Raw genomic sequence first — 22,982 nt, 5'->3', positions numbered from 1 at the left:
CAGACCTTACCCATCGCAACCTGCGTCCACAAGCCGGCCTGGCTCAGGCGCCGTAATGGCGACCGAGGAAGTCCAGCAGCAGTGCGTTGACCCGCGCCGGCTGCTGGTTCTGAATCCAGTGCCCGCAGTTCTCCAGCGTGTGCTGTTCCAGATGCGGCACATGTTCGGGCATCCGCTGCAAGGTGTAGGACTCGAAGCGGCCAACCGGATCGCGGTCGCCGATCAGGAACAGCGTCGGCTGCTCGACCTTGCGCCCCGCCAGCGGCTCGGTGCGCTGCCAGGTGCGCTCGAAGTTGCGGTACCAGTTCAACGCACCGCGCAGGCCGCGTCCGGCGAAGGTGCGCACATACCACTGGAAGTCCTCGGCACTGCACCAGGCTGGGTGCTCCGGTGGCGGCGGGGAGTGCGCGAACAGCGGTGTGTCCGGCGTCTGGTCCGGCGCCAGGCGCACATTGTCGCCCAGGAAGTGCCGCAGGCTCAGAGCGATGTCCGCATCCAGCTCCGCCTCCGCGACGCCAGGCTGCTGGAAGTAGAGGATGTAGAAGAATCGCCCGGCGAACACCTCGCGCATGATTTCCACCGCCGGTCGCTTCGGCCTTCCGGCGAAAGGCACCGACAGCGTCACCAGAGCCTCGATCCGCTCAGGCTCCAGCAGCGCCAGGTGCCAGGCCACCGGGGCCCCCCAGTCGTGGCCGACCATCGCCACGCGCTCATGGCCCAGCACGTCCATCGCCGCCTGGATGTCCGCGCACAAGGTCAGCACATCGTAGGCGTCCACCGCCTCGGGCGCGCTGCTCTGGCCGTAGCCACGCATCTCCGGGGCGAACACGCGATAACCGGCAGCCGCCAGCGCGCGCATCTGGTGCTGCCAGGAATGCCAGCACTCGGGAAAGCCATGCAGCAGCCAGACCGGTCGACCATCCAGCGGGCCGCAACTGTAGAGGCTGAGCTGGATGCCGTTGACCGCCAGCATCCGGTGTTCGAACTCGTTCATCGCACGCCCTCCCGGTGAGCACTTCACTATGCCAAGCGCGCGGCGCAAGCCGAACCGCATTCACCAAGCGAATGCCGCGACCTCGTTCGTCGCCGCAGGCCGCACCTGATCTTTTTTTGTCCTGTGGGGATGACCGACAGGGGGAGGGCGGCCACTAGCATCCCGCCTCCGTTTCAACGCGCCGCGTGGACTGCACCGTGCTCGACCTTCGCCAGCTCGACCTCAACCTGCTGATGGCCTTCGATGCCATCTACCACCAGCGCAGCATCACCCGCGCGGCCGAAGTCATGGGCCTGACCCAGCCCGCGATGAGCAACGCGCTGCGCCGCCTGCGCCTGCTCTGCGACGATCCGCTGTTCATCAAGACCCACCTCGGCGTGGCGCCCACGCTCGTCGCGCACCGCCTTTCCGGGTCCATCCGCGAGGCCCTGGACAGCCTGCGCGAAGCGCTCCGCCATACGCCAGCGGCCCACGCTGCGCCGGCCCAGCGCAGCCTGCGCATCAGTTGCCCTGACGCCTTCCAGCCGCTGCTGCTGGAAACCCTGCTGGAAAACCCGGATTTCGACTGGCAGCCACGTTTCTACCAGAGCCGCCGTCGCGAGGCGCTGCAGGAACTGGCCACCGGCAAGCTCGACCTGCTGATCGACCTTGACCAGCCGCTCTCCCAGCAGAACGGCCTGCGCAAGCTGCCGCTGCTCAGCGACCAGTACGTGTTCGCCTACGGCGCCGCGCTCACGCAGCCGCCGCGCACGCGGGAGGAGTACCTGCGAACACCGCAGATCCAGGTGTCGCAGCGGCGCGATGGCCTCGCTCCGGTGGACCTCGAACTCGGCCTGCGCGGGCAGCGCCGCAACATTGCCGTCAGCGTGCAGAGCGCGCTGGCAGCACGGGTCATCGCCGACCGCCAGCCCCTCGGCCTGACACTGCCCGGCCGCGTCGCCCAGGTGCTGGGATTGCAGCACTGCCCATTGCCGCTGGAGCAACCGCTACGCCTGGAACTGTGCCTCTACGTGGAGAGCCGCTACCGCTTCGAACAGGCCGTGGAGCGCGCGATCCGCCAGGTCCAGCAGACGTTCGCCGGCCTGGTGCGCACCACCCGGCGCAGCGCCGGAGCGTAGTGCGCAGGCTAGGGCAACAGCTCGCGCGGCAGGCGCCGGTCGGCCGCGAAGATCGCATCGACCATCGCCTGTGCCGCGGGCGAAAGCCCGTAACCGGCGCGGCTGACGATGCCGTAGTGCAGGCGCAATTCAGGGCGATCCTGAGGGATGTCGGAAATCTGCAGCAACGCCACCTCGTCACGCTGCACCGGGTCGTGCAGCGCCTCCACAGCGGCCAGGCCGACCGCATCGGAGCGGGCGACGATGTGCAGGATCGCGGCGAACTGCGCGCACTCGACGTTCATGTGGAAATCACGCTCGCCAATCACCTCCGCCAGCACCTTGCGCAGCGGCGGCGGAATGCGCGTGCCAACGCGCGGATAGTCGAGCAGCGTGGCCAGGGGCAGCGGCCCGAGCTGCGCCAGCGGGTGGCCCGGGCGGCAGAAGAAGCGCCCCGGGCGCAGGTCCATCCAGCGCACCTGGTAATCGGGATCGCCGGCGAAATTGCGCGCATCGCCAATGAAGAATTCCACCTGTTCCTCCCGGAGCAACTGAGCCATCTGTTCCCAGTCGCCCATCAGGAAGCCGACGTCAATGGCCGGGTGCGCGCGAATGAAATCGGCCATCGCCTCGGGCACCAGCAACTGGGCGGGGTAGGGGCCGCAGCCGAAGCGCAGCTCACCGGCATTCAGGCCGTTGTACTGCGCCAGCTCGTTGCGCAGCGAGTGGGTGCCGGCGAGCAGACGGCGCGCGTGCTGGAGCACCAGCTCACCCTGGCCGGTGAGGCGGAATTCGCGGCTCTGGCGGTCCACCAGCGCGCAGTCCAGGTCGCGCTCCAGGGCCTGGATACTGCGACTCAGCGCCGACTGGCTGAGGCCAACGGCATCCGCGGCGCGCTGGAAGTTCTGGAAGTCGGCAAGGGCCATCAGGTGCTTGAGCTGTCTGAGCTCCATTATGCGTCTCGCGCATCAACTTATTGAGGCAAATGAATTTGATGGATAGCAGAGCGAGCTGATGTAGTAAACCGTTCCCTGAGTCGGTCTGCCGTCATGTCGCACCTGATGTTCACATCCAGCGCCTTTGCCAGCACCATCCTGCTGCACGCCCGCCAACTCGGCCTGGGCGCGACCGAATTGCGTCGCCGCGCCGGCATTGGCGAGGCGCTGCTGGCGGATCATCGTGGGCGCGTGCCGGTCGAGCAGGTGGAGCGCCTGTGGAACGAATGCGAACGGGCCAGCGGCAACCCGCACTTCGGCTGCGAGATGGTCAACGGCATGGCGACACATTGCCTGCAGGGCCTGAACATCCTGCTGGACTCCGCTCCGACCCTGGGCGACAGCCTCGCGGCGTTCTGCCAACACCTGCCCAGCGTCACCAACTGCGTCGAGGCACGCCTGGAGGACGATGGCCACCACGCTCGGCTGACGCTGCAACTGGTGTGGCCGGAGCTGCACCACTTCGGCCCCGATGCCGCCGTGCTGACCCTGGCGCGCAACATCGCCCGGCGCCTCGGCCTGCCGCCCGCCGCGCTGTTCGTCGAGGCCGGCATCGCGCCGCGCCAGCATTGCGGCGACCTGCTGCAGCAGTGGAGCGTGGCCTGGCGGCGCAGCGAAACGCCCTATCTGCTCCTGCCATCGGCGGCCCTGCAACGCCCGCTGTACGGCGCCAACGAGTTCCTCTACCAGAGCCTGCGCCACCAGTGGGGCAGCGCGGAGGCAGGAGTGGAGGGCGACGGCCTGAGCCTGGCGCGCATCTGGTTGCGCTCCTCCGACCAGCCAATCGAGCGCATTGCCGAACGTATCGGTTACCGCCAGGCCGGCAACTTCATCCGCGCCTTCCGCAAGCGCTTTGGCATCACGCCCAAGCAGTTCCGCCTGGGCCACTCCTGAGCCGCCGTTGCGGCGGATGATCGGTTTTTGTCGTTCCCGGCTTGCGAGGTTGAAGCGGACGCCCGTCATGGTTGGCCCGCTGCACAACCCATCCGGAGCCAATAATGACAAGAATCCATCCGGCCACTGTCCCCGCTCTGCCAGCGGGGCGTCGCCAATCGCGCATCGCCGCACCTCTCCTGCTGTCCCTCGCAACCGGTCTGGCCGGCCAGGCGCAGGGCACCACCTTCGACCTCAACGACGACTGGAGCCTGTCGACCAAGACCACCCTCAGCCTGGGTGCGAGCTGGGCCGCCCAGGACCCGGACCGCCACATGATGACCCACGCCAACGCGGTCCAGGCCCAGCACATCACCAATGCAGACGGCACCAGCGTGAGCGCCGACGACAACCGCCTGAACTTCAAGAAGGGCGACCCCATCTCGCAGATGTACAAGGGTCTCACCGACTTCAGCCTGGACGGCCAGGGGCAGGGCGCCTTCATCCGCTTCAAGTACTGGTACGACCACGCCTACGAGACTGGCGACGGCCGCTTCAAGGACTTCGATGACTCCGGCTGGCCGACGCTGTCGCGCTTCCACGGCTTCGACACGCTCGATGCCTACGTGTGGAAGGACTTCGATGTGAACGAGCATCCGCTCAACCTGAAGGTCGGCAAGCAGGTGCTGTCCTGGGGCGAGGCGATCCTGATCCAGAACGGCATCAACGTGATCAACCCGCTGGACTACAGCGCCTTCAACAAACCCGGCGTGGACATCAAGGAAGGCCAACTGCCGGTCGAGATGTTCTCGTTCAACCTCGGCCTGACCGACAAGGTGAACCTGGAGGGCTTCTACCAGTACAACTGGCGGCCCAGCGTGCTCGACGGCTGCGGCACCTTCTTCGCCACCAGCGACGCCATCCAGCCTGGCTGCGGGCCGCTGTACCTGAGCCAGGTACAGACCGACACGCAGATGCAGGCCAGCGGCCTGTATGCCTCCCACGGCGACGACCAGGACCCGTCCGACCAGGGCCAGTGGGGCCTGGCGCTGCGCACCCTGATCAGTTCGCTGAACGATGCCGAGGCGGCCTTCTACTACGTGAACTACCACGCGCGCCTGCCCTATCTCCAGCTCACCGCCCGTGACGTCAGCAAACCCGGCAGCTTCCCCATCGGCCGTGTACAGGGGCCGGTGTATGCCGCGGCCTTCCCGGAGAACATCCACCTCTACGGCATGAGCATCAACGGTGCGCTGCCCGGCTGGGGGACCGCGCTGGCGGCGGAACTGAGCTTCCGGCCGAACATGCCGGTGGCGCTGAACGGCCCGGACATGAACGTGGCAATGATCACCGGCCCTTCGGGCAGCTCTTCGATCACCGACGTTCCCGCCAACGCCTCCACCACCGGCAAGACGCTGGACGGCTGGGAGCGCAAGCAGGTCTGGCAGATGACCACCTCGGCCACGCAGATCATCGACAACGTGCTCGGCGCGACCCGCCTGACCCTGCTCGGCGAAGCCGGCGTGGTGCACATCAGCGACATCGGCGACGAACGCCTGGGCCGCAACGCCGCCTTCGGCCGCAGCGCGCCACTCAACGGCAGTAAGTGCAACACCGCGGCCAGCGGTGTGACCAACCGCTACTGCACCGACGACGGTTTCTCCACGCCCTGGTCCTGGGGCTACCGCCTGCGTGCGGGGCTGGAGTACAGCGATGTGCTGCCGGGCGTGAACATGCTGCCCAGCGTGAACTTCCGCCATGACGTGGAGGGCTACTCCTACGACCCGGGCGGCCCGTTCCAGGAAGGCCAGAAAGCCGTCGGCCTGTCCCTCGCGTTCAGCTACCTGAACGATTACAGCCTGGAGTTTGGCTACAACAACTTCTTCGGCAGCAACAAGTACAGCACGCTCGACGACCGCGACTTCTACAGCGTCAGCGCCAAGGTCGACTTCTGAGGAACCGCCCCATGCAACTTGCAAAAATCTCCGCCCTGGCACTGGCCCTGGGCCTGGCGTTCAGCGCCCATGCCAACACTCCCGCCGACCTCGGCGCCAGCCTGACGCCGGTGGGCGCCGAGAAAGCCGGCAACGCCGACGGCAGCATCCCCGCCTGGGATGGCGGCCTCAAGCCGGACGCCGGCCAGGTCGACGCCAAGGGTGGCTACGCCAACCCCTACGCCGCCGAAAAGCCGCTGTTCACCATCACCCCGGCCAATGCCGCCCAGTACGGCCAGTGGCTCAGCCCCGGCGAGCAGGCCATGCTCAAGCGTTACCCGAACTCCTACAAGATCAGCGTCTACCCCAGCCATCGCAGCGCGCGCCTGCCCGAGGAAATCAGCGCCGAGACCATTCGCAACGCCAGCAACACCAGGCTCGCCGATGGCGGCAGCGGTGTGCTCAATTACCACCGTGGCGTGCCGTTCCCGCTGCCCAAAGAGGGCGTCGAGGCGATCTGGAACCACGTCACCCGCTACCGCGGCGGCAGCATCGAACGCACCTTCAGCTCGGCCAACGTCAAGGAGAACGGCGTCTACAGCCTGGTCCGCTCGCAGACCGACATGAACTACGCCGAGACCCTCGACGACCTGCCCCAGGGTGCCAACCTGCTGTACATGTTCAAGACCCGCGTACTGGAGCCGGCGCGCCTCTCCGGCGAAGCGGTGCTGACCCACGAACCGATCGACCAGGTGGCCGAGCCGCGCGCGGCCTGGCAGTACATCCCCGGCCAACGCCGCGTGCGCCGCGCACCGCTGATCGCCTACGACAACAGCGCGCGCTACAGCGACGGCATGATCACCGCCGACAGCCTGGACGGTTTCAACGGCGCGCCGGACCGCTACGACTGGAAACTGGTCGGCAAGCAGGAACTGTTCGTCCCCTACAACAGCTTCCGCCTCTACGACCGCTCGGTGAAGTACGCCGACATCCTCAAGACCGGCCACATCAACCCGGACCTCGCGCGCTTCGAGAAGCACCGCGTGTGGGTCGTCGAAGCCACCCTCAAGCCCGGTGCGCGGCACATCTACAGCAAGCGCCGCTACTACCTCGACGAGGACAGCTGGAACATCCTGCTCGGCGAGCTGTACGACAGCCGTGGCGAGCTGTGGCGCAACTACCAGTCCCACGCCATGCCGTACTACGACAAGCAGTTCACCTTCGAAGCGCTGGCGGCGGCCTATGACCTCATCAGCGGGCGCTACTTCGTCAACGGCCTGATGAACGAGGAAAACAGCGGCCTGAAAACCGGCCAGCACGCCAAACTGAGCGACTACACGCCGTCCGATCTGCGCCGCTGGGCCAAGTAAGCCCTGTGCTCCTTTCCCCGGGCTGGGGGGGCCGGGGCCTTCACGCCATCCCTGGTAGCGGGGATGGCGTTTTTGTTTGCTCAAGGGAAACGACGAGCCCCTTGCTATCGACAAGCAAAAAACGCCATCGTATTCTGCACAGCGAAATAACATTCCGTTAATAGAACAAAATCAAGACGGAGCACGAGATGTCAGAAGCGGTACAGCTCGAACGCCGGGGCGAGATTGCCCTGGTAACGGTCGACAACCCACCGGTGAACGCCCTCGGACATGCCGTCCGCGCCGGGTTGCTCGCCGCCTTCAGGCAGGCCGAGGCCGATCCACAGGTGCGCGCGGTGGTGCTGGTCTGCGCCGGGCGCACCTTCATGGCCGGCGCCGATATCCGCGAGTTCGGCAAGCCGCCCCAGGCGCCGTCCCTGCCCGAAGTGGTCGACGTGATCGAAAGCGCCAGCAAGCCCAGCGTCGCGGTGATCCACGGCACCGCCCTGGGCGGTGGCCTGGAAGTCGCGCTGGCCTGCCACTACCGCATCGCCCGGCGCGACGCCCAGGTCGGCCTGCCGGAAGTGAAGCTTGGCCTGCTGCCGGGCGCTGGCGGCACGCAGCGCCTGCCGCGCCTGGCCGGCGTGGAAAAGGCCCTCGACATGATCGTCTCCGGCGCGCCGATCCGCGCAGGTGAAGCCCTCGATAGCGCCATTGTCGACGAACTGTTCGACGGCGACCTGGTCGAGGCCGGCCTTGCCTTCGCCCAGCGCCTGCTCGACAGGCAACTCGGCCCGCGCCGTACCGGCGAGCGCAACGAGCGGGTGCGAGAGGACGGCCTCGCCGAGCTGATCGCCCACAAGCGCGGCGAGGCGCAGAAACGCCTGCCCGGCCAGTTCTCCCCGCAGCGCTGCATCGACGCCGTGGAAGCAGCCATCCAGCTCCCGCTGCGCGAGGGCCTGGCCCGCGAGCGCGCGCTGTTCCAGCAATGCCTCGACTCGCCGCAACGCGCAGCGATGATCCACGCCTTCTTCGCCGAACGCGAAGCGGCGCGGGTCGAAGGGCTGGCCGCCGATGTGCAGCCAAGGGAAATCCGCAGCGCCGCCGTCATCGGTGGCGGCACGATGGGCGTCGGCATCGTCCTGTGCTTCGCCAACGCCGGTATCCCGGTGACGCTGCTGGAGGTGAACGAAGATGCCCTGCAACGCGGCCTCGACCGTGCCCGCAGCCTGTACGCCGCCAGCGTGGCGCGTGGCAGCCTGAGCGCCGGGGAGCTGGAGCGGCGCATGGGCCTGATCGCCGGCGTGCTCGACTACGCCGCACTGAACGACGCCGACGTGGTGGTCGAGGCCGTGTTCGAAAGCCTGGACGTGAAGCGCCAGGTCTTCGAACAACTGGATGCCGTGTGCAAGCCCGGCGCGATCCTCGCCAGCAACACCTCTTCACTGGACCTCGACGCCATCGCCGCCTTCACCGGGCGGCCACAGGACGTGGTCGGCCTGCACTTCTTCAGCCCGGCCAACGTCATGCGCCTGCTGGAAGTGGTGCGCGGCAAGGCCACCGCCAACGATGTGCTGGCCACCGCCATGCAACTGGGCAAGCGCCTGAAGAAAGTCGCAGTGGTGGTTGGCGTGTGCGATGGCTTCGTCGGCAACCGCATGATCTTCCAGTACGGCCGCCAGGCCGAATTCCTGCTGGAGGAGGGCGCCACGCCCGCGCAGGTGGACCGGGCGCTGCGCAGCTTCGGCATGGCGATGGGGCCGCTGGCGGTGCGCGACCTGTCCGGCCTGGACATCAGCCATGCGATCCGTACGCGCCAGCGGCAGACCCTCAAGCCCGGCCAGACCCTGCCAACCGTGCTCGATCACCTGATCGCCGCCGGCATGCTCGGGCAGAAGAGCGGCACCGGCTTCTACCACTACGCCGAAGACGGCCGCGCCCCGCAGGACAACCCGGCGCTGCCGGCCATGCTGGAACAGGCCGCCGCCGAACGCGGCATCGTGCGCGCGCCGGTGAGCGACGAGGAAATCGTCGAACGCTGCGTGTTCGCGCTGATCAACGAGGCCGCCAGCATCCTCGAAGAAGGCATCGCCCAGCGCGCCAGCGACATCGATGTGATCTTCCTCAACGGCTACGGCTTCCCGGCCTGGCGAGGCGGCCCGCTGTTCCATGCAGACAGCCTCGGCCTGCCGCACGTACTGGGCCGTATCCGTGAATTCCACCAGCGCCTGGGAGCCTGGTGGCAACCCGCTCCGCTGCTCGAACGCCTGGTGGCCGAAGGCCGCCGCTTCGCCGACCTCTGAGGACCCGCCGATGGACATCCACTTCACCCCCGACGAACTGGCGTTCCGCGACGACGTGCGCGCCTTCCTGGGTAGCAAGCTGCCCAAGGACATCGCCACCAAGGTGCGCCTGGGCAAGCACTTGAGCAAACAGGACCACCAACGCTGGCAACGCGTACTCGCCGAACAGGGCTGGTACGCCACGCACTGGCCGGAGGAGTTCGGCGGCACCGGCTGGAACGCGGTGCAGAAGCACATCTTCGAGGAGGAATGCGCAGCTTTCGGCGCGCCGCGCACCATCCCCTTCGGCGTCAACATGGTCGCCCCGGTGATCATCAAGTTCGGCACACCCCGGCAGCAGGCGCACTACCTGCCGCGCATCCTCGACGGCACCGACTGGTGGTGCCAGGGCTACTCCGAGCCGGGCGCCGGCTCCGACCTCGCCTCGCTGAAGACCCGCGCGGTGCGCGATGGCGACCACTACGTGGTAAACGGCCAGAAGACCTGGACCACCCTCGGCCAGCACGCCGACTGGATCTTCTGCCTGGTTCGCACCGACCCCGAGGCGCAGCAGCAGCGCGGCATCAGCTTCCTGCTGATCGACATGAAGAGCCCCGGCATCACCGTGCGGCCAATCATCACCCTCGACGGCGAGCACGAGGTCAACGAAGTCTTCTTCGACAACGTGCGCGTGCCGGTGGAAAACCTGGTGGGCCGCGAAAATGAAGGCTGGACCTGCGCCAAGTACCTGCTGACCTACGAGCGCACGGGGCTGGCCGGCATCGGCGCCTCCAAGGCGGTGCTCGCGCACCTGAAACAGGTCGCGAGCCGCGAGCTGTGCGACGGCAAGCCGATGCTCGACGACCCACTGTTCCGCACCCAGGTGGCGGAGGTGGAAATGCAGTTGATGGCCATCGAGATGAGCACGCTGCGCATCCTCGCCGCCGCCCGCGAAGGCGGTGTGCCGGGGGCTGAAAGTTCGATCCTCAAGGTCAAGGGCACGGAAATCCGCCAGGCGATCAGCCATCTGCTGCGCAAGGTGCTCGGCCCCTATGCGCTGCCCTTCATCGAGGAAGAGTTCGAGCTGGGCGGTGAGGCGCTGCACGCAGACTACGCGGCGGCGCCGGCCAGCCAGTACTTCAACCTGCGCAAGCTGTCGATCTTCGGCGGCTCCAACGAAATCCAGAAGAACATCGTTTCGAAGATGATTCTCGAGCTGTGAGGCCCCGATCATGGACTTCAAACTGAGCGAAGAGCAGCAGATGCTGCAGGACACCGCGGCCCGCCTGGTACGCGATGAATACCCCTTCGACAAGCGCGAGGGCTTGAGCAAGGGCGAGCTGGGCTACAGCGGCGACTTCTGGCGCCAGCTCGGCGAGCTGGGGCTGACCGCCGTGTCGCTGCCCGAAGCCCACGGCGGCTTCGGCGGTGGGGTGGAAAGCATGCTGGTGCTCACCGAGCTGGGCCGCGGCCTGTGCCTGGAGCCGTACCTGCAATCGGTGGTACACGGCGGCGGACTGATCGCCCAGTTGGGCAGCGAGGCGCAGAAGGCCCATTGGCTGCCGCGCATCGCCAGCGCCGAGGCGCAACTGGCGGTGGCGCTGGAAGAACCGCAGAGCCATTACCAGTTGCATGATGTACAGACCCGGGCAGAGCAGGCCGGCGACGGCTGGAAGCTCAGCGGCCGCAAGGCCGTGGTGATCGGTGGCCAGAGTGCCACGGCGATCCTGGTATCGGCGCGCGTATCGGGCAATGCGCGGGACGAGGCGGGCATCGGCCTGTTCCTGATCGACCCACGGCAGGCCGGCGTCACCCGCCGCGAGTACCCGACAGTGGACGGCCAGCGGGCCTGCGAACTGTTCCTCGACGACGCTGCTGGAGAGGCCATCGGCGCACCGGGCGAGGCACTGCCGGCGCTGCGTTACCAACAGGGCCGCGCCATCGCCGGCCAGTGCGCCGAAGCCCTCGGCAGCCTGCAGGAAGCCTGCGCGCTGACCCTCGACTACCTGAAGACGCGCAAGCAGTTCGGCATCCCGATCGGCAAGTTCCAGGTGCTGCAGCACCGCATGGTGGACATGCGCAGCGAGCTTGAACAGGCCACCAGCATGGCGATCCTCGCCGCCTGCGTCGCCGACCAGCCCGACAGCGCCGAACGCAGCCGCACCCTGGCCGCCGCCAAGTTCATCGTCACCCGCGCGGCGCGCTACGTGGCCGAACAGGCCATCCAGTTGCACGGCGGCATCGGCATGACCTGGGAATACGTGCTGGCGCACCACGCCAAGCGGCTGGTGATGCTCAGTCACCAACTGGGTGACGACGATCATCACCTGAAGGTCTACGCAGGCCTCATGGAAGTCGCCTGAGACGTAACGCTGTATCCATTGGAGGAGCGAGCCTGCCCGCGACTGGAATTTCGGTGGCTTAGTCGCTGGGCAGTTCGCGAGCAAGCTCCGCTCCCTCCAGCGCTCGGGGAAGATCAGGCCCCGAGGCTCTCGATATCCCGCGCCAGCATCTCCAACTCATGGGCCAGCGAGCCACACAGAGTCTCCTCGCTGAGCTGGAACGACGGCGCCCCGCAAGTCAGCGCCATCAGCCCGCCATCGGCCAGGCGCAGCGGCACGCCGGCGGCGCGCACGTTGCGGTCCCAGTCGCCCAGCGACAGGCAGAAACCATGCTGGCGATACTCCTCGAAGGACGCCTCCAGCGACTCGCGCATCGCACTCCAATCACCCTCATGACGCGCCTGAAGCGCCGACAGCAGGTGCTCGCGCTCCTGCTCCGGCGTGGCCGCCAGATAGGCGCGGCCGGCGGCGGTGGTCGCCAGCGGCAGACGCACGCCGGCGTCCATGCGCAGGGAAGTGGCCTCCGGCGGACGGCAGTTCTCGACGTAGATCATCGATAGCCAGTCGCGGCAAGTCAGGCCGACCGTGGTGTTGGTGCGGCGGGCGAAGGCCTCCATGTACGGCTTGGCCAACTGGCGCACGCGCAGGTTGGAGACATAGGCGTAACCCAGCGCCAGCACGCCGGAGTCGAGCTGGTACTTCTCGTGCTGCTGCGAGTAGCAGAGATAGCCGAGCTTGGTGAGGGTGTAGGTCATGCGCGACACAGTCGGCTTGGGCAGCCCGGTGATCCGTGCGATTTCCTGATTGCCGAGCACCACCGAGCCGTGGGTGAAGGCGCGCAGCACGTCCAGCCCGCGGGCAAGCGCCTCGACGAACTTGCGGTCCTTGGGATTGCTGGTGTCTTCGACGTCGTCGCTCATGGGGCCTCGGCGGATGTTCCTGTTGGCGGGCGCCGTGTGCGGCGCGGGCGAACGATAGCAGATCAGCGATGACTGCCGCAGCGGTCCGCCGGCGACCGTTGCGTGGGGGTAGCCTATCGCATACCATCAATTTCGACATAACGTTTCGCACAGCAGAACAACAATTCGAAGAACGGAGAAGTCGATGCCCGCCTACCAGTCCGGATACGTGGCCCGCGAGATCGCCCGGCACGCTTACCAGAACCTCCACGACCTGCTGAGCGAAGCCTCTCGCCAGTTTCCCGAACGGCACGCCTTCTCCTGCGGCGACAGTCACCTGAGCTTCGCCGAGCTGGACCGCCTGGCCGATGCCTTCGCCCGCTACCTGCGTCACCACGCCGGCCTGCAACCGGGCGACCGCCTGGCGCTGATGCTGCCCAACTCCCTGCAGTACCCCATCGCCACCTTCGGCGCGCTCAAGGCCGGCGTGGTGCTGGTGAACACCAACCCGCAGTACACCGCCGGCGAGCTTCGCCACCAACTCGCCGATTCCGGTGCGACCGCGATCCTGCTGCTCGACCGCCTGCTGCCGCTGCTACGCGCGGTGCAGGCCGATACTCGCGTCACACAGGTCCTGCTCACCAGCATCGATGACCTGGAAAACCCTCAGTACGACAGCGAGAGCGCCGGCTGCACGCGCTTCCAGCAAGCCCTGCGCCTGGGCATGCAGGCACCGGCGGTGGAAACGGTGGCGGGACTGGAGCGCCTGGCGCTGCTGCAATACACCGGCGGCACCACAGGCATATCCAAGGGCGCGATGCTCAGCCACTTCAGCCTGATCGCCAACGTCATTCAGACCCTCGAACTGTTCCTGCGCCCGGGCCTGCTGGAGCCGGCCACCGATGTGCGCATCTCGCCGCTGCCGCTCTACCACATCATGGCCTTCTCCACGAACTGCCTGTCTTCCGTGGGTATGGGCCTGCACACGGTATTCATCCGCGATGGCCGCAACCTCGACGAGATCATCGGCGCGATGCGCCGCTATCCCTTCACCCTGATGAGCGGAATCAACACCCTGTTCGTCGGCCTGATGAACCACCCGGACTTCCCCTCCATCGACTTCAGCCACCTCAAGTGGGTGACCTCCGGCGGCGCGCCGCTCAACCGCGAAGTTGGCCGTCGCTGGGAAGCCCTCACCGGCGCCCCGGTACGCGAAGGTTTCGGCCTGACCGAAGCCTCGCCGGTTGTATCCACCGGCACCCTGCAAAGCCCCTATCGCGAGGGCTATGTCGGCCAGGCGCTGGTGGACACCGAGCTGCGCATCGTGGACGAGGAAGGCAACGACGCCGCTCCCGACCAGCCCGGCGAGCTATGGCTGCGCGGCCCGCAAGTGATGCAGGGCTACTGGCAGCGCCCGGAGGAAAGCGCCCAGGTGCTGAGCGAGGACGGCTGGCTGAAGACCGGCGACATCGCCGAGCTGGACGCAAACGGCATGCTGAAGATCGTCGACCGCAAGAAGGACATGATCCTGGTGTCGGGCTTCAACGTGTTCCCCAACGAGGTGGAGGACGCCGTGATGCGCCATCCGGGCATTCGCGAGTGCATCGCCATCGGCGTACCGGACGAGCGCAAGGGCGAGGCGGTGAAGCTGTTCGTCAGCCTCAGGGACACCGCTCTGGACCCGGCGGCGATCATCGCCCACTGCCGCGAACATCTCACCGGCTACAAGGTACCGAGCTTCATCGAGGTGCTCGACGAACTGCCCAAGACCAGTGTTGGCAAGCTGCTGCGCCGCCAGTTGCGCGACCTGGAAATCGCCCGGAGGACCACGGTGTGAGCACAGCGTCTATGGTTGAAGCAGGTTCGCACGACGAGACCCGCAGCATGACCGAGTCCTTCACCCGCATCGGCGTGATCGGCGCCGGCGCAATGGGCCGCGGCATCGCCCAGTTGTTCGCCAGCGCCGGGCTGCCGGTGCGCCTGTACGACAGCAGCGCGCAGGCGGTGCAACAGGCGCTGGCCTTCAATCGCGAGCTGCTGGAGCGTTCGGTGGCCAAGGGCAAGCTCAGCCCGGATGCGCTCGCCGCAACGCTGCAGCGGCTACAACCGGCGCACAGCCTCGACGAGCTGGCCGACTGCGACCTGCTGATCGAAGCGATCATCGAGGACCTCGGCGCCAAGCAGACGCTGCTGGCAGAGCTGGAAGCGCGGGTCGCGCCCGGAGCGGTGCTGGCGAGCAATACCTCGTCGCTGTCGGTGACGCGCATCGCCGCGCGCTGCCAGCATCCCGAACGGGTCGCCGGCTTCCACTTCTTCAACCCGGTGCCGCTGATGCGCATCGTCGAAGTGGTCCGCGGCCAGCGTACCGACGACAGCGTCATCCAGCGCCTGTGCCGGCTCGCCGAGCACGCCGGGCACTTCCCGGCGGTGTCGCCCGACAGCCCCGGTTTCATCGTCAACCACGCCGGCCGCGCCTACAGCACCGAAGCGCTGCGCATCCTCGGCGAAGGCATCGCCACGCCAGCGCAGATCGACCGCATCCTGCGCGACGGCGTGGGCTTTCGCATGGGGCCGTTCGAGCTGCTCGACCTGACCGGGCTGGATGTCTCCCACGCGGTGATGGAATCGCTCTACCAGCAGTTCTACCAGGACCCACGCTACACCCCGTCGCCGCTGGCCGCGCAACGAGTTGCCGGTGGGCTGCTCGGGCGCAAGACCGGCGAGGGTTTCTACCGCTACCGCGACGGCCAGCCACTGCGCGAGCCGGAGCCACCGGCGGAAATCGTCGCTCTGGATCGCCCATTCTGGATCGATAGCCAGGACCCGGAGCTGCGCCACCGCATCGCCGCGATTCTCACCCAGGCCGGCGTGGTGCTGGAGACCGGCGAGGCACCGTCGGCCCGCGCCATCTGCCTGGTCACCCCGCTGGGCATGGACGCCAGCACCTGCATCGACGCCCTCGGCCTGCCGGCGGAACGCAGCCTGGCGCTGGATACCTTCACCGAACTGGACCGCCGCCGCGTGCTGATGCGCCAGCCAGCGCTCGACCCGCGGCTTGAAGCCCAGGCCCGGCATGCGCTGGGCAGCGACGGCGTACCGGTGGAAGTGATCAACGACTCCCCCGGCTTCATCAGCCAGCGGGTAATCGCCGGGATCGTCAATCTGGGCTGCGAGATCGTCCAGCGCGGCATCGCAAGCCCGGCGACGCTGGATCGCGCAGTGCAACTCGCGCTGGGCTACCCGTTCGGCCCGCTGGCATTCGGCGAACACTACGGTGCCGCGCGCATCCTCACCATCCTCCAGGGCCTGCAAGCCTGCTACGGCGAAGCACGCTACCGGCCCAGCCCCTGGTTGCGCCGCCGCGTACAACTGGACTTGCCGCTGCACAGCCCCGACGCGTCGGAGTGAATCTCCGCCTGGCCTGATTGTTTTCTGTCCGTTGGCGCTAACCGCCGGCGCCGTGCCTTGGCGCACTCTGGCCTGACGTCCGCTGTCGGCGGTCGCGTGACTGCCGCGCGACGGCGCCGGCCGGTTACCTTCCAACAAGAACAATGAGGAAAACCGTCATGCGCCAATGGCTGCCCGCACTCGCGCTGATCCCCCTGCTCGCCGGCCAAACCTGGGCCGCGCCGTCTCCGCAACAGGCACGCGACCTTGCCGAGCAGGCGTATCTGTTCGCCTACGCCACCGCCGAACATGGCAAGACCCTGCAGGCCATCGCCGCCAAGCTGCCGGTGAACTACCTGTACAGCCGCACCGCGCTGCTCGGCCCGGAAGACCGCACCGTAGTCTCGCCGAACAACGACACGCTGTACTCCTACGCATTGCTGGACCTGCGCGAGAACCCGGTGATTCTCGACGTTCCGGCCGTGCCGCAGCGCTACTACAGCTTCCAGCTGATCGACATGCGCACCGATAACCTCGACTACATCGGCACCCGCGCCACCGGCCGCGAAGCCGGCAGCTTCCTGATCGCCGGCCCCGACTGGGACGGCAAGAAACCCGAGGGCTTCGACGGCAAGGTGATCCGTTCGCCCAGCCGCATTCTCTTCCTGCTCGGTCGTACCGCCGTCGACGGCGAGGCCGACGTGGCCGCCGCCAAGGCTGTGATGGACGGCTACAAGCTGCACAGCACCAAGCCGACCCTGCTGCCGCACAAGATGGACGTGCCGCCATACCAGCCGACCAAGCAGGGCCCGGCGCAGAACGTCTTCGTCGACTTCAACGCCCTCTCCGCCTGGCACGCCTGGAGCCCGCAGGAACAGGAGCGTCTGGCGCAGTTCGCACAGATCGGCGTGGGCACCGGCAAGCCGTTCGACGCCGCGCAACTGCCGGCGGACATCGCCCAGGCCGTGGCCCAGGGCGCCGAAGACGGCCGCAACAAGGTGCTCGCGGCCACCGAAGGTTTCTCAAAGTCGGGCAACGGCTGGCAGAAGTTCCCGGCCAACATTGGCCACTACGGCAGCGACGACCTGACCCGCTCGGCAGTGGCCTGGAAATACCTGTACGCCAACGACGCGGTGGAAGCGATGTACCCAGTCACCCACGTCGACGCTGGCGGCCAGGCGCTGGAGGGCGACCGTGCCTATCGCCTGCATTTCGCCCCCGGCCAGTTGCCGCCGGTAGATGCCTTCTGGTCAGTGACCCTGTATGACGGCAAGACCCAGATGCTTTCGGCCAACCCGCTGGGCCGCTACACCCTCAACAGCGGCACCGGCCTGAAACCCGACGCCGATGGCGGCCTGACCCTGACCATCCAGCATGCCCGGCCGGCCAGCACCGACAACTGGCTGCCGGCGCCGCAAGGGCCGTTCAATCTCATCCTGCGCATGTACCTGCCGCAGGAACGCGCGCTCAAGGGCGACTACCAGCCGCCGGCCGTGCAGCCGATCGCCAGCAAGGAGTAAGGCATGAACCCGAGCCTGTCCCGCCGCCGCTTCCTCGGCGCCAGCGGCATGATCGGTGCCGGCCTGTGCTGCGCACCGGGCTGGCTGCTGGCCGCGCCCACCGCACTGGAGGCCGACCCTGCCGTGTTCCAGGACATCGTTCGCCAGGCGTGGGTCTACGCCTATCCGATGCTGATGCACTACCAGACGATGCAGAAACAGGCGCTCGACGCCGCCTCGCCGGAGTACATCGGCGGCTTCGGTGTGTTCCGCCACTACAGCGAACTGTTCACGCCGAAGAACCGCGACGTGGTGACGCCCAACAACGACACGCCGTACTCCTGGGCCTGGCTCGACCTGCGCGCCGAGCCGTGGGTGCTCAGCGTGCCGGCGGTAGCCGACGACCGTTACTACGTGCACCAGCTCGTGGACCAGTACACCTTCAACTTCGGCTATGTGGGCGTGCTCAGCACTGGCCGCGAGGCGGGCGATTACCTGATCGTCGGCCCCGGCTGGAAGGGCGAGACGCCGCCGGGCATCCGCAAGGTGCTGCGCAGCGAGACGGAGATCGCCATGATCCTGGGCCGCACCGGCCTGCGCGACGCCAACGACCTGCCCGCCGTGCGCGAGTTGCAGGCGCAGTACAAGCTGCGCGCACTGCACGAATTCACCGGCGCCGCCGCGCCCGCTCCCGCGCCGGCGGTGGCCTGGCTACCGTGGGCGGTGCCGCGTGACCTCGGCCCCGGCTTCATTCCACACCTGAACCAGATCCTCGCCTTCTGCCCGACCGATCCGAGCGAAGTGGAGCTGCGCAAACGCTTCGCCAGCGTCGGTATCGGTGCCGGCCTGCCGTTCGATCCCTCCGCGCTCAGCCCCGCCCAGCGCCAGGCGCTCGGCGCCGGCATCCAGCAGGGCGTGGCCGAACTGAAGGCGAAGGGCGCGACGCTGCGCTCCTCCGTCGGCCTGTTCGGCACCCGCGCAGCGATGCACAACGACTACCTGAGCCGGGCCGCGGCGGCAGCCAGCGGCATCTATGGCAACAGCGTGGAGGAGGCCATCTATCTGGGCAGCCGCAACGACAGCGCACAGCAGCCGCTGCAAGGCGGCCAGCGCTACCGGTTGCGCTTCGCGCCGGGCGAACTGCCGCCGGCCAGGGAGTTCTGGTCGATCACCCTCTACGACCTGCCGGATCGCCAGTTGGTGGACAACCCCATCCAGCGCTACTGCCTGAGCAGCCGCGACCCGCTGGTGCGCGACGCCGACGGCGGGGTGACGCTGTACATCCAGGCACAGTCGCCCGGCAAGGAGCATGAGGCGAACTGGCTACCGTCGACGCAGCAGGGGCCGTTCAACGTCATCCTGCGCGTATACGGGCCGCAGCCGGCGATGCTTTCGGGGCAATGGAAGATGCCGGGAGTCGAGCGGGTCTGATCGCGGCTGACAGCGCGCCACCGTTCATGGTGGCGCGCCCGTCAGAACGCCACGCGCTGCCCGGCGGCGAGTGACTCCAGCGCTGCGGTGCGCTGCGCCTGGGGCAGCGCCCCAAGCTTCTCCACCCGCGCATAGAACGCCGGCCAGTTGCCGCCGACCTGGGCAAACAGCACGGTAAAGGCCGGTACCCACTGATCGTACAGGCCGAACGGCAGCAACTTGGCGTTGTTCAACGGGCCGTTGACCCAGGCATCGAACGGCGCCTTGCCACCCCAGTCGCGGTCGCGCATCTGCGCATACTCACGGCGCAGCCGCTCGAACTCCGCCGCCTTGCCGGCGCGCTTTTCAGCCTCGCTGCGCGGGCTGGCGTAGAGCGCGTGGAGGCGCTCGCGAGTATCCAGTACGAGCTGGGTGAAGCGCTTGCGCTGCTCGGCCAGCAGCGGCGCCTCGTCCGGCAGATGGCGAGCTTCGCGCCAGCGGCGCCCACCCTCGGCCTCGACGAACGAGGCGAAGGACTCGTTGAAGGCGGTATCGCCCGGCAGGTAGAACTTCTGGTGCGCCAACTCGTGGAAGATGGTTTCCGCCAGGCGCTGGTCGCCCCAGCGCAGCATGCTGCTGAGGATCGGATCATCGAACCAGCCGAGGGTCGAGTACGCCTCGACGCCACCGATGTAGACGTCCAGCCCCTGTGCCTTCAGGCGCTTCGCCTCGGCCTGCGCGCCCGGCTCGCCGTAGTAGCCGCGATAGGCCACGCAGCCGGCGATGGGGAAGCAGTGGGTGAGCGGCTGCAGCGACAGCTCCGGCGTGGCGAAGACGTTCCACACCACGTTGGCCCGATGGATGTCGGCGTAGAGGCGGTAGCTGCGATTATCCGGCAGGCCCAGCTCGGCGCTGGCGAACGCACGGGCCTCCTGGGAAAGCTCCAGGCGCTGGCGTAGCGCGGGATCGCGGGAAGGGTCGCCGACCACTTCGGCCACCGGCTCGCGGGCCGCCAGCAGGCGCATTTGGCCATCGGCCAACTGGCCGTAGTAGCCCAGGCTGGAACAACCGCTCAGCGCCAGGATCGCCAGGCAGGGAACCCAGCGGCACAGGCGGCGGTCGAGTGTCGGGATAAGAAGGCGGAAGGGCATGCGCGGAACATAGCACAGCGCCTGGTCCGCACGCTGACACGCCGTTACTGACCAGGAGCTTCCCCGATGCGCGCCCTCCTCACTGCCACCAGCCTGCTCGCCCTGAGCGGCTGCGCCCTGCTGATGCCGCAGCCCGACCCCAACCGTGCCTGGATCGATCTGGACACCAACAGCCAGAGCGATCTAGCGGCCATGAAGGTCGACGATAAGGACTGGCCCAGTTCCCACTACTTCGAGGTCGATCCGGGGCAACACGAACTGCGCGTGCGCTTCCAGTTCCAGGTCGAGCCGGTGGACATCGGCCCGGTGGACGAAGCGCTCTGGCGCGACTGCGAGATGACCGTGAAGTACAAGGACTTCACCGCCGGCCAGCGCTACCGCCTGGAGACCGGCAGCATCGGCTTCCGCCCCTGGGCCAAGCTGTACGACGGGCAATCCAACGAAGTCGCCCGCGGCCGCGAGCGAGGTTGTGACCGCGCCTGAGACCACCGCGAGCGCCCGGGGTTATGCTGTAGAGAAAGGTCCTTCGTCACGGTGAACCCTCATGCGCTCGCGCCTTCTGCTCGCGCTCGCCCTGCTGGGCGGCTGCGCCAGCCCGCTGCCCTCCCACGACCCGCAGATGGCCTGGGTCGACCTCTACACCACCCCCGGCAAGACGCTGATGGCCGAGCGCCTGGACGGCAAGCCGGTCAGCGATGGCCGCTTCTACCAGGTGACGCCAGGCAAGCATGAACTGGTGGTGCGCTTCCAGTACGAGATTCCCAGCGGCGGCGGCATGGGCGCCATGAGCGATCCGTCGGAGCTGACCTGCCGGGTCAAGGTGGTCTACGACCAGTTCGCCGCCGGCGAGCGCTACCGGCTGGAGCTTCGCCCGCAACTGCGCAGCGCGCTGGCGCTGCTGACGGACGCCAACGGTACGCTGGTGGCGAAGACGGATTTCCAGGGGCCGGTGAGGTGTGGGCCGTTCTAGTTGAAACCCAGCCAATGCGGCTGAAGGTTTCGCAGGAGCCCCGCCTTGGCTGGTTCGTAGGATGGGTGGAGCGCAGCGATACCCATCGAGCGTCGCGCGGACGCGCAGGAGTTGGCGCGTATCACGACTTACGCGTGGGCTGCCGGCGTGCCTGATACTTCAGCGCCGCTCCAGTGCGGGTACGTGGTTTCTTGTTTCGCCCCCGGAGCCAGAGCAAGCGCAGAGCATCAGCCTGCGGGCCGACGCCCCTGCTCTGTGCCGAGATTGCGAACGCGCAGAAACTCAGCTGTCGTTCTTCTGATAGATGATCCTGCGCTTACCGCCGTCGCAGGTGCCGACCACCATGTTCGGATCCTTCACCTCGGACTTGTCCACGATCTCCAGGGTGTAGGAGGTCACTCCGGCGGCCTGGATCTTGGTCTCGATCTCGGCCTTGAGCTCCTCGCACGGTTTCACCGCCGCCCAGCTCGCGCCGCTCGCCAGCAGCGTCGCCAGGCCCATCGCCACGGCCCACTTCATCGTCGTCATTACAATCCCTCGTCAACGCCCCACGCGGGGCACCCTATCCTAACGGTGGACCGCAACCGCCGGACAGAGTGCCGCGCAGGCTCATTCGAGGGTGGCGTCGAGGGTGATGCGTGCGTTGAGCACACGCGAGACCGGGCAGCCGGCCTTGGCCTTGTCGGCGATGGCCTGGAAGGTGGCGGCGTCCGCGCCCGGCACAGCCGCCCGCAGGGTCAGGTGCACGGCGGTGATGGCGAAGCCGTCGGCGAGTTTTTCCAGGCTCACGTCGGCGTGGGTATCGATGCGTTCGGCGGTGAATCCCGCCTCGCCGAGCATCATCGACAGCGCCATCGAGAAGCAGCCGGCGTGGGCCGCGCCCAACAGCTCTTCCGGGTTGGTGCCCGGCGCGCCCTCGAAGCGCGTGTTGAAGCCGTAGGGCTGGTCCTTGAGTGCGCCGCTTTCGGTAGAGAGCCGACCCTTGCCGTCCTTCAGGCCGCCTTGCCAGTGCGCCGATGCGGATTTCTTCATGTCGCGTCCTCCTGTGGATTGTCGTCACAGTTTCGAGGCCGGACCTCCATCGTGGTTCAGCTTTTTGGCGGACAGCGCCATGAAAAGGCCGGAGTCCTCGCGGGCTCCGGCCTTGTCGCGCAGCCACGAGGGCTCACTTCGAATAGACGATTTCCTTGGTGCCGCCGTCGCAGGTGCCGACGACCTGCTTGCCGCCGGCACTGCCCTTGTCGACGACTTCCAGGTTGAAGGAGGCGACACCCTTGGCCTTGATCTTCGCCTCGATCTCCGATTTCAGCTCTTCGCACGGCTTGCCGGCGGCAAATGCGTTGCTCGCCAGGGCGAAGACCCCCACAGCCAACAGAAACTTCTTCATCGGTAACGCTCCCTCGTCGTTCACAGGAAAGGCCCAACCGGGCCGAAAAGCCGGGCGAACCCGGCGCACCACCTCAGGCGCGCCATGAGCATGGCAGGCACGCATGACAAAATCCCAGGGCCGCCGGTGCTTCGCAGCGGCGGCAGCGAAACGTCGGCCACATCTAGCTATTGGCGATCCGGAAGCCGACCTTGAGGGTCACCTGATAGTGGCCGACCGCGCCGTTCTCGATATGCCCGCGAGTTTCCATCACCTCGAACCACTCCAGAAAATCGATGCTCTTGGCCGCTTCGGCCAAGGCATTGTTGATCGCGTCCTCGATGCTGGTGCGCGAAGAGCCGACCAGCTCGATCTTCTTGTAGGTGTGGTGGTTGGACATGGCGGGTCTCCTCCGTTCGCCGCGCCGCACAGGC

General features: G+C 67.3%; 21 protein-coding genes. 13 read left to right on the top strand and 8 right to left on the bottom strand.

The annotated features are described in order from the left end of the window. Positions 1 to 43: 43 nt before the first annotated feature. Positions 44 to 994 (bottom strand): alpha/beta fold hydrolase, encoded by a 951-nt coding sequence (locus OU419_RS00290; RefSeq protein WP_254469750.1) that lies wholly within the window; start codon positions 992 to 994, stop codon positions 44 to 46. A 197-nt stretch (positions 995 to 1,191) separates the two neighbouring features. Between OU419_RS00290 and OU419_RS00285 the strand changes: the two genes are divergently transcribed. After that, positions 1,192 to 2,112: a LysR family transcriptional regulator gene (locus OU419_RS00285; protein ID WP_326494065.1), complete on the top strand. Its 921-nt coding sequence runs from the start codon at positions 1,192 to 1,194 to the stop codon at positions 2,110 to 2,112. A gap of 8 nt (positions 2,113 to 2,120) precedes the next feature. On the opposite strand, the gene OU419_RS00280 is transcribed toward OU419_RS00285, so the two are convergent. Further along, positions 2,121 to 3,044 (bottom strand): LysR family transcriptional regulator, encoded by a 924-nt coding sequence (locus tag OU419_RS00280; RefSeq protein ID WP_254469749.1) that lies wholly within the window; start codon positions 3,042 to 3,044, stop codon positions 2,121 to 2,123. A 96-nt stretch (positions 3,045 to 3,140) separates the two neighbouring features. Between OU419_RS00280 and OU419_RS00275 the strand changes: the two genes are divergently transcribed. From OU419_RS00275 to OU419_RS00250, 6 genes are all read left to right on the top strand, one after another. Next, positions 3,141 to 3,980: an AraC family transcriptional regulator ligand-binding domain-containing protein gene (locus tag OU419_RS00275; RefSeq protein ID WP_254469748.1), complete on the top strand. Its 840-nt coding sequence runs from the start codon at positions 3,141 to 3,143 to the stop codon at positions 3,978 to 3,980. 104 nt (positions 3,981 to 4,084) lie between these two features. Beyond that, a complete protein-coding gene (locus OU419_RS00270) occupies positions 4,085 to 5,914 on the top strand; it encodes a DUF1302 domain-containing protein (protein ID WP_254469747.1) in 1,830 nt (609 codons plus the stop codon). Between the two features lie 11 nt (positions 5,915 to 5,925). Continuing rightward, the gene (locus OU419_RS00265) at positions 5,926 to 7,263 is read left to right on the top strand and encodes a DUF1329 domain-containing protein (protein ID WP_254469746.1); all 1,338 of its coding nucleotides are present in this window, start codon (positions 5,926 to 5,928) and stop codon (positions 7,261 to 7,263) included. 188 nt (positions 7,264 to 7,451) lie between these two features. Further along, positions 7,452 to 9,545 carry a 3-hydroxyacyl-CoA dehydrogenase NAD-binding domain-containing protein gene (locus OU419_RS00260; protein ID WP_254469745.1) on the top strand — a complete coding sequence of 698 codons (2,094 nt, stop codon included), beginning with the start codon at positions 7,452 to 7,454 and terminating at the stop codon, positions 9,543 to 9,545. Between the two features lie 10 nt (positions 9,546 to 9,555). Next, the gene (locus OU419_RS00255; protein ID WP_254469744.1) at positions 9,556 to 10,746 is read left to right on the top strand and encodes an acyl-CoA dehydrogenase family protein; all 1,191 of its coding nucleotides are present in this window, start codon (positions 9,556 to 9,558) and stop codon (positions 10,744 to 10,746) included. Between the two features lie 10 nt (positions 10,747 to 10,756). Continuing rightward, positions 10,757 to 11,887 (top strand): acyl-CoA dehydrogenase family protein, encoded by a 1,131-nt coding sequence (locus tag OU419_RS00250; RefSeq protein WP_254469743.1) that lies wholly within the window; start codon positions 10,757 to 10,759, stop codon positions 11,885 to 11,887. A gap of 113 nt (positions 11,888 to 12,000) precedes the next feature. On the opposite strand, the gene OU419_RS00245 is transcribed toward OU419_RS00250, so the two are convergent. Continuing rightward, entirely contained in the window at positions 12,001 to 12,786 is a 786-nt protein-coding gene (locus tag OU419_RS00245) for an IclR family transcriptional regulator (protein ID WP_254469742.1), read from the bottom strand. Positions 12,787 to 12,970: 184 nt separating this feature from the next. Here OU419_RS00245 and OU419_RS00240 point away from each other — a divergent pair, with 184 nt between their 5' ends. The 4 genes from OU419_RS00240 to OU419_RS00225 all read left to right on the top strand — a co-directional run bounded on the left by OU419_RS00240 (position 12,971) and on the right by OU419_RS00225 (position 19,082). Beyond that, complete coding sequence (locus OU419_RS00240) at positions 12,971 to 14,602, top strand: AMP-binding protein (protein WP_254469741.1); 1,632 nt, start codon at positions 12,971 to 12,973, stop codon at positions 14,600 to 14,602. Between the two features lie 47 nt (positions 14,603 to 14,649). Continuing rightward, complete coding sequence (locus tag OU419_RS00235) at positions 14,650 to 16,173, top strand: 3-hydroxyacyl-CoA dehydrogenase (RefSeq protein WP_254469740.1); 1,524 nt, start codon at positions 14,650 to 14,652, stop codon at positions 16,171 to 16,173. A 158-nt stretch (positions 16,174 to 16,331) separates the two neighbouring features. Beyond that, on the top strand, positions 16,332 to 17,672 hold the full coding sequence (locus OU419_RS00230) for a DUF1254 domain-containing protein (RefSeq protein WP_254469739.1): 1,341 nt from the start codon (positions 16,332 to 16,334) through the stop codon (positions 17,670 to 17,672). 3 nt (positions 17,673 to 17,675) lie between these two features. Next, a complete protein-coding gene (locus tag OU419_RS00225) occupies positions 17,676 to 19,082 on the top strand; it encodes a DUF1254 domain-containing protein (protein ID WP_254469738.1) in 1,407 nt (468 codons plus the stop codon). Positions 19,083 to 19,123: 41 nt separating this feature from the next. Here OU419_RS00225 and OU419_RS00220 read toward each other — a convergent pair whose 3' ends face one another. Further along, on the bottom strand, positions 19,124 to 20,212 hold the full coding sequence (locus tag OU419_RS00220; protein WP_254469737.1) for an aminopeptidase: 1,089 nt from the start codon (positions 20,210 to 20,212) through the stop codon (positions 19,124 to 19,126). 66 nt (positions 20,213 to 20,278) lie between these two features. Here OU419_RS00220 and OU419_RS00215 point away from each other — a divergent pair, with 66 nt between their 5' ends. Next, entirely contained in the window at positions 20,279 to 20,695 is a 417-nt protein-coding gene (locus tag OU419_RS00215; RefSeq protein WP_254469736.1) for a PA0061/PA0062 family lipoprotein, read from the top strand. A gap of 61 nt (positions 20,696 to 20,756) precedes the next feature. Further along, entirely contained in the window at positions 20,757 to 21,182 is a 426-nt protein-coding gene (locus OU419_RS00210) for a DUF2057 domain-containing protein (RefSeq protein WP_254469735.1), read from the top strand. A gap of 282 nt (positions 21,183 to 21,464) precedes the next feature. Here OU419_RS00210 and OU419_RS00205 read toward each other — a convergent pair whose 3' ends face one another. The 4 genes from OU419_RS00205 to OU419_RS00190 all read right to left on the bottom strand — a co-directional run bounded on the left by OU419_RS00205 (position 21,465) and on the right by OU419_RS00190 (position 22,948). Next, positions 21,465 to 21,701 carry a DUF1161 domain-containing protein gene (locus OU419_RS00205; RefSeq protein WP_254470323.1) on the bottom strand — a complete coding sequence of 79 codons (237 nt, stop codon included), beginning with the start codon at positions 21,699 to 21,701 and terminating at the stop codon, positions 21,465 to 21,467. A 90-nt stretch (positions 21,702 to 21,791) separates the two neighbouring features. Further along, positions 21,792 to 22,214, bottom strand: a complete 423-nt coding sequence (locus OU419_RS00200; protein WP_254469734.1) for an OsmC family protein — start codon at positions 22,212 to 22,214, stop codon at positions 21,792 to 21,794. Between the two features lie 133 nt (positions 22,215 to 22,347). Further along, positions 22,348 to 22,569, bottom strand: coding sequence for a DUF1161 domain-containing protein (locus OU419_RS00195; RefSeq protein WP_254469733.1), 222 nt, complete (start codon positions 22,567 to 22,569; stop codon positions 22,348 to 22,350). 163 nt (positions 22,570 to 22,732) lie between these two features. Further along, positions 22,733 to 22,948, bottom strand: coding sequence for a dodecin (locus OU419_RS00190; protein WP_254469732.1), 216 nt, complete (start codon positions 22,946 to 22,948; stop codon positions 22,733 to 22,735). Positions 22,949 to 22,982: the final 34 nt, after the last annotated feature.

The organism is Pseudomonas triclosanedens (assembly GCF_026686735.1).
Classification (GTDB): Bacteria; Pseudomonadota; Gammaproteobacteria; order Pseudomonadales; family Pseudomonadaceae; genus Pseudomonas; species Pseudomonas triclosanedens.
The sequence above is the reverse complement of the archived record's forward strand: the minus strand, read 5'-3'. Positions and strand labels throughout refer to the sequence as shown.

Excerpts from the sequence above, each read along its gene's own strand:
- OU419_RS00290 (WP_254469750.1), bottom strand. The coding sequence starts at position 994 with ATGAACGAGTTCGAACACCGGATGCTGGCGGTCAACGGCATCCAGCTC.
- OU419_RS00280 (WP_254469749.1), bottom strand. The coding sequence starts at position 3,044 with ATGGAGCTCAGACAGCTCAAGCACCTGATGGCCCTTGCCGACTTCCAG.
- OU419_RS00275 (WP_254469748.1), top strand. The coding sequence starts at position 3,141 with ATGTCGCACCTGATGTTCACATCCAGCGCCTTTGCCAGCACCATCCTG.
- OU419_RS00270 (WP_254469747.1), top strand. The coding sequence starts at position 4,085 with ATGACAAGAATCCATCCGGCCACTGTCCCCGCTCTGCCAGCGGGGCGT.
- OU419_RS00265 (WP_254469746.1), top strand. The coding sequence starts at position 5,926 with ATGCAACTTGCAAAAATCTCCGCCCTGGCACTGGCCCTGGGCCTGGCG.
- OU419_RS00260 (WP_254469745.1), top strand. The coding sequence starts at position 7,452 with ATGTCAGAAGCGGTACAGCTCGAACGCCGGGGCGAGATTGCCCTGGTA.
- OU419_RS00255 (WP_254469744.1), top strand. The coding sequence starts at position 9,556 with ATGGACATCCACTTCACCCCCGACGAACTGGCGTTCCGCGACGACGTG.
- OU419_RS00250 (WP_254469743.1), top strand. The coding sequence starts at position 10,757 with ATGGACTTCAAACTGAGCGAAGAGCAGCAGATGCTGCAGGACACCGCG.
- OU419_RS00245 (WP_254469742.1), bottom strand. The coding sequence starts at position 12,786 with ATGAGCGACGACGTCGAAGACACCAGCAATCCCAAGGACCGCAAGTTC.
- OU419_RS00240 (WP_254469741.1), top strand. The coding sequence starts at position 12,971 with ATGCCCGCCTACCAGTCCGGATACGTGGCCCGCGAGATCGCCCGGCAC.
- OU419_RS00235 (WP_254469740.1), top strand. The coding sequence starts at position 14,650 with ATGACCGAGTCCTTCACCCGCATCGGCGTGATCGGCGCCGGCGCAATG.
- OU419_RS00230 (WP_254469739.1), top strand. The coding sequence starts at position 16,332 with ATGCGCCAATGGCTGCCCGCACTCGCGCTGATCCCCCTGCTCGCCGGC.
- OU419_RS00225 (WP_254469738.1), top strand. The coding sequence starts at position 17,676 with ATGAACCCGAGCCTGTCCCGCCGCCGCTTCCTCGGCGCCAGCGGCATG.
- OU419_RS00220 (WP_254469737.1), bottom strand. The coding sequence starts at position 20,212 with ATGCCCTTCCGCCTTCTTATCCCGACACTCGACCGCCGCCTGTGCCGC.
- OU419_RS00215 (WP_254469736.1), top strand. The coding sequence starts at position 20,279 with ATGCGCGCCCTCCTCACTGCCACCAGCCTGCTCGCCCTGAGCGGCTGC.
- OU419_RS00210 (WP_254469735.1), top strand. The coding sequence starts at position 20,757 with ATGCGCTCGCGCCTTCTGCTCGCGCTCGCCCTGCTGGGCGGCTGCGCC.
- OU419_RS00205 (WP_254470323.1), bottom strand. The coding sequence starts at position 21,701 with ATGAAGTGGGCCGTGGCGATGGGCCTGGCGACGCTGCTGGCGAGCGGC.
- OU419_RS00200 (WP_254469734.1), bottom strand. The coding sequence starts at position 22,214 with ATGAAGAAATCCGCATCGGCGCACTGGCAAGGCGGCCTGAAGGACGGC.
- OU419_RS00195 (WP_254469733.1), bottom strand. The coding sequence starts at position 22,569 with ATGAAGAAGTTTCTGTTGGCTGTGGGGGTCTTCGCCCTGGCGAGCAAC.
- OU419_RS00190 (WP_254469732.1), bottom strand. The coding sequence starts at position 22,948 with ATGTCCAACCACCACACCTACAAGAAGATCGAGCTGGTCGGCTCTTCG.